This window comes from Promicromonospora kroppenstedtii DSM 19349, from assembly GCF_000515355.1.
Lineage (GTDB): Bacteria > Actinomycetota > Actinomycetes > Actinomycetales > Cellulomonadaceae > Promicromonospora > Promicromonospora kroppenstedtii.
In genome coordinates this window covers 26,011-30,465 of the sequence record NZ_KI911761.1, presented here as the reverse complement: position 1 = coordinate 30,465, position 4,455 = coordinate 26,011, and the positions used below count along the sequence as shown (strand labels likewise).

At 72.1% G+C, this 4,455-nt stretch carries 6 protein-coding genes; 3 read left to right on the top strand and 3 right to left on the bottom strand.

Going from position 1 to position 4,455, the window contains the following annotated elements:
• The 3 genes from PROKR_RS28710 to PROKR_RS28700 all read right to left on the bottom strand — a co-directional run.
• A partial coding sequence (locus tag PROKR_RS28710) for an ATP-binding protein (protein WP_157602838.1) occupies positions 1 to 1,006 on the bottom strand: 1,006 nt, incomplete at its 3' end.
• Positions 1,003 to 1,665 (bottom strand): DUF4194 domain-containing protein, encoded by a 663-nt coding sequence (locus PROKR_RS28705; protein WP_036970880.1) that lies wholly within the window; start codon positions 1,663 to 1,665, stop codon positions 1,003 to 1,005. The genes PROKR_RS28710 and PROKR_RS28705, both read right to left, overlap by 4 nt.
• A complete protein-coding gene (locus tag PROKR_RS28700) occupies positions 1,658 to 3,157 on the bottom strand; it encodes a DUF3375 domain-containing protein (protein WP_036970878.1) in 1,500 nt (499 codons plus the stop codon). Before PROKR_RS28700 ends, PROKR_RS28705 begins: the two co-directional genes overlap by 8 nt.
• 114 nt (positions 3,158 to 3,271) lie before the next feature.
• On the opposite strand from PROKR_RS28700, the gene PROKR_RS37965 reads away from it, so the two are divergent.
• From PROKR_RS37965 to PROKR_RS28690, 3 genes are all read left to right on the top strand, one after another.
• Entirely contained in the window at positions 3,272 to 3,394 is a 123-nt protein-coding gene (locus PROKR_RS37965) for a hypothetical protein (protein WP_281171769.1), read from the top strand.
• 14 nt (positions 3,395 to 3,408) lie between these two features.
• The gene (locus PROKR_RS28695) at positions 3,409 to 4,074 is read left to right on the top strand and encodes a DUF6766 family protein (RefSeq protein WP_245606011.1); all 666 of its coding nucleotides are present in this window, start codon (positions 3,409 to 3,411) and stop codon (positions 4,072 to 4,074) included.
• 75 nt (positions 4,075 to 4,149) lie between these two features.
• Positions 4,150 to 4,455: ATP-binding cassette domain-containing protein (locus PROKR_RS28690; protein ID WP_036970875.1), on the top strand; the 306-nt coding region annotated here is incomplete at its 3' end.

The following is a 4,455-nucleotide window of genomic DNA, read 5'->3' as shown; positions in this document are numbered from 1 at the left end:
GCCGCCGCTGCAGGTCGGTCTCCGAGGCGCGCAGCAGGTCGAGCCGCCGTCCGGCCAGCCAGAGGGCGGCCGGCGCGGCCTGGTCGGTGAACTGGCCCACGGCCTCGATCATCCGCAGCCGCTCGACGGCGTCGTCGATCGCCGTGCGGTGCTCGCGGATGGGTCGCAGCGCCCGGACCTGCTGCTGCGCGGTGACCATGCGGTCTCGGGTGGCGGACAGCTCGTCGAACTGCTGCACGGCGCCGTCGGCCGTCGCGAACGTGGACGGCTCCTCCAGGACCATCGTCTTGTACAGGGCGTCGACCGTGGTGATCTGCTGCCCGGCCTGGATGCGGCCCAGCAGGCCCACGGCCTTGTGCCCGTCGCCGCCCGCGCCGATGCCGAGCGCGGTGTGCAGCCGGGCCGTGTAGTCGCGGTCGGTGTCGAAGCAGGTCAGGCCCGTGCGGGTCACGGCGCGCCGGTCGAACCGGTGCCGCGCCGCCTCCTCCAGGGCGGTCAGGTCGAACGGCCCGTCGCACGTGCCGCGCACCGCGATGACGTTCTCCAGCGTGCGGGCCGACGACGGGACGTACCAGGCGCGCACGGCAGTGAACGTGGCCCCGCCCTGGTCGGCCCAGGTCATGGCGATGGCGGACCAGGTGTCCTCCTTCTCGCCGCGCAGCACGCGCACGCGGGTCTCGCCGTCGACCCGCTTCTCGTCGAGCTTGCCGCGCGCGTAGGACAGGATGTTGCGCTGCTCCTTGCCGCGCGGCTTGCCGGTCACGCCGCCGTTGGACGCACCGTTGAACGGCGTGGTGTGCGGCATGATCAGCGCGATGTACGAGTCCATCAGCGTGGACTTGCCCGATCCCGAGCCGCCGCTGAACAGCGTGGCGCCGGGGGACAGGCGCACCTGGTGGTGCCCGTGGTAGCCGCCCCAGTTGACCAGCTGCAGGGTCTGCGCCACCCACTGCTGCCCGGTCGACGTGGCCGGGACCAGCCCCCACAGCGTCTCGATCATGCTCACGAACGGGTCTCCTTGTTGTCGGCGAGCCAGCGCGTGAGCTCGGCGAGCCGGTTGTTGTCGAGCACGACCTCCACCAGGGGCGTGATGCGGTAGCGGCCCGTCGACTCCTCGTCGATCAGTCCCTCGGCCGCCAGGCGGCCCACGGCGTCCCGGATCTCGCGCTGCGGGCGGACGAGGTTGTTGTCGTCGAGGTCGAAGAACGTCAGCACGCCCTGCTCGATGTCCTCCAGGTCGATCCGGGCCGACGTCTCGCCCGAGCTCGCCTCGTGCTGGTAGACGGTGCGCAGATGCACCAGCACCAGCGTCTCGACCCGGTTGTACGGGTCGTCGCGCAGCAGGATCGGCACGTCCACCTCGCCCGAGCGCACCTGCTGCTTGTAGGCGATCTGCCGGTCGTGGTCCACCACGAGGCGCACGAACAGGTCGTGCAGGCGTGACTCGATGACCGACTGGTGCTCCAGCAGGGTGCGCCACTGGGCGCGGTGCTTCTCCGCCGACAGGAACCGCCGCTGCAGCAGCCGGACCAGCACCCGCCGGACCTCCGGCTCCAGCAGACCGCGGTCGCCCGCGAACAGCTCGGTCTGGTCGTCCTCCATCGGGGCTGGCTCGATGAAGCCCGCCTCGTCCGTCACCGCCCCGTCCGTCACCGTCTCACTCATCCGTCGTCCCGCCCTTGCCCTCGTGCTCGTCCGTCATCGCCACCCCGCCGAACGCGAAGCGCCGGCGGGTCCCGTCGGGCCGCACCGCCTCGACGGTCACCACCTCGCCCGTCTCGACCATCCCGTGCCGGTGCGCGAGCTCCAGCAGCCCGAGCAGGTCGACCGGCCGTCGCAGCCGCTCGGGCGCGGACCGGAACGCCGCGCCGACGTCGACGGTCCCGTCGTCCTCGCGCGGCCGGGACGTCAGGTGCTGCTCCAGGTCCGCGTACTGCGGGCCGCCCCAGGCCCGCGAGTCGTCGTCCGGCACCACGCCCATCTCCCACGCCTCCAGCGGCGTCGGGGGAGCGGGCGGCCGCAGGCCGTCGACCTTCTGCCGCAGGTGGCCGACGTCGGCCGCGGGCAGCCGCCGCATCGGCGCGACCGGCTGCTTGTGCCGCGAGGTCGGCATCCACTGCTGGAACCCCGACATCACGTCGCGCAGCAGCCCGTCCACCTCCCGGTCGCGCAGCGGGTCGTGGTTGCGGATCTGCGTCGTGATGACGTGCGAGGCCTGCTGCTGCGCGTGCAGCACCTCCCGCACGCCCTGCTCGATGCGCCGCGCGATCTCGTGCAGCTCGCGGCGCTGGGCCGCGGGCAGCTGCCCGGCGAACGGGTGCCCCAGGATCATGCGCAGGTTGGCCGCGAGCTGGTCGATGTGCTCGGCCCGGCCGATCAGCGCGAGCGCCCCGGCGAAGGCACGCCCCTCGCGCGTGGACTCCATGATGTCCTTGCCGCGCGCCAGGTACTCCCGCAGCACCTCGCCCGTGGGGCGCACGTCCTGCCGCAGGTCGGTGACGACGTCGCGCTGGACCTGCTTGATCGACTCGACCACGCGGGCGAAGTCGGCCGGGAGCTCGCGCGCCAGGTGCAGCACGTTCTCGGCCTCCTCCAGGAGCTGGTCGTCGCTCACGGGTTCGACGGCGCCCGTGTCGTCCAGGCGCTTGATCTCGGCGGTGCGCTCCTTGATCTCGGCGTCCAGGCGCGCGATGCGGGCCAGCACGTCGGGGTCGGCGTCGTGCGCGAGCTCCTCCACGGCGTCGAGCAGCGTCCGCACGCGCGACTCGGAGACCCGGGTGCGGGCGCCGCCCACCCGGCCCGCGACCTCCAGGGCGCCGACGCCGTGGGCGGAGACCTGGTAGACCTCGATGCCCTCGTGGACGTGCCGCTTGAGCCAGCCGGACCGGACCCAGCCGCGGCACAGGTCGCGCGCGCTGCCGACGGGCAGCGGCGCGTTGCCCTCCTCGCCGTACCCGGCCGACCGCAGGCGGCCGAGCGCCGCGTCGATCTCGGCGTGCGCGTCGGCGACGGGGACCTGCGGGCGCTGTGCGGTGAAGACCAGCGCCAGCATGGTCACGACGAACGGTGCGTAGGTGCCATGGAGCAGGTCCAGCATCGGGTTCTTGAACGCTCGGAGCGCACCTTCGTACGCGCCCTCCACGGTGGCTGTGCTCATCGCCGACCAGGGTACGTGGACAGTCCGACATCGACCGGCACGGAGCGGTCGACGAGCCCGTGACCAGCGCCAGGGGCATCATGGGCGGACAGGCGACGGGTGGAAGAGGTGGGGATGAGCGAGGAACAGGGGTCCGGCGAGAAAGGTCACGTCGGGCGTACGCCGTACTGGACGCTGCTCGCGATCATCACGGTGGGCCTCGCCGTGATGATCGTCATACCTCTGACGGGCCGCTGAGCGTGCGCCGGTTCGTGCGCGACAACGGGCTCAGCCTCGCGTTCATCGCGCTCTTCCTGGCCACGCTCGTCGGCCAGTCGCTCGCCGGCCACGCCGAGGAACTGGAGGAGCTGGCCCGGCACGGGCAGCCGCCGGTCGGCTATCTCGACTTCGTCACGTCCTCCGGCTTCCTCGTGGACGTCGCCGAGAACTGGCAGTCGGAGTTCCTGCAGTTCTTCATGTTCATCCTCGCGACGGTGTGGCTGGTCCAGCGTGGTTCACCCGAGTCGAAGAAGCCGGGCGACGAAGGACTCGGCACGGACGAGGAGCAGGCCGTCGGGGAGCACGCCCGCCCCGACTCGCCGCGGTGGGTGCGCGCAGGCGGGCTCCGGCTCTGGCTCTACTCCAACTCGCTCCTGCTGGTGATGGGCACGATCTTCCTGCTGTCGTGGCTGGCCCAGTCGCTGGGCGGCCACGTCGTGGCCAACGAGGAGGCCGCCGAGCACGGTCAGCCGGCCCAGACCTGGCTGGAGTACGTGGCCTCGCCCGACTTCTGGAACCGCACCCTGCAGAACTGGCAGTCCGAGTTCCTGGCGGTCGCGGCGATGGTGACGTTCGCGATCTTCCTGCGGCAGCGTGGGTCGAGCGAGTCCAAACCCGTGGGCACCCCGCACCACACCACCAGCGTCGAGTCGGAGTAGCGGCCGTCCCGGCCAGGGGGTGAGGAATGAGACAGTTGTCCAAGGGGGCGCTACCTAAGGTTAGGCTTGCCTCTCGTGACCGCCCCTACCGCCCTTCGTGGTGACGACCTCGTGCTGGGCTACCAGCGCACCACCGTGGTGCACGGCGTCGCCGTCCACCTCCCGCCCGGTGTCGTCACCGCGCTCGTCGGCCCGAACGGGTCCGGCAAGTCGACCGTGCTGCGCTCGCTGGCGCGGCTGCACCCGGTGCAGCAGGGCACCGTCAGTCTCGGTGCCACGGCCGACGACGCCGTCGACGTCGCCCCGCTGTCCGCGAAGGACTTCGCCCGCCGCGTCACGCTGCTGGCCCAGTCCCGCCCGCACCCGGCCGGCCTGGAGGTG

Bases quoted from the DNA above. Each gene is read 5' to 3' on its own strand.
- PROKR_RS37965 (WP_281171769.1), top strand. From the start codon at position 3,272: ATGAGCGAGGAACAGGGGTCCGGCGAGAAAGGTCACGTCGGGCGTACG.
- PROKR_RS28700 (WP_036970878.1), bottom strand. From the start codon at position 3,157: ATGAGCACAGCCACCGTGGAGGGCGCGTACGAAGGTGCGCTCCGAGCG.
- PROKR_RS28705 (WP_036970880.1), bottom strand. From the start codon at position 1,665: ATGAGTGAGACGGTGACGGACGGGGCGGTGACGGACGAGGCGGGCTTC.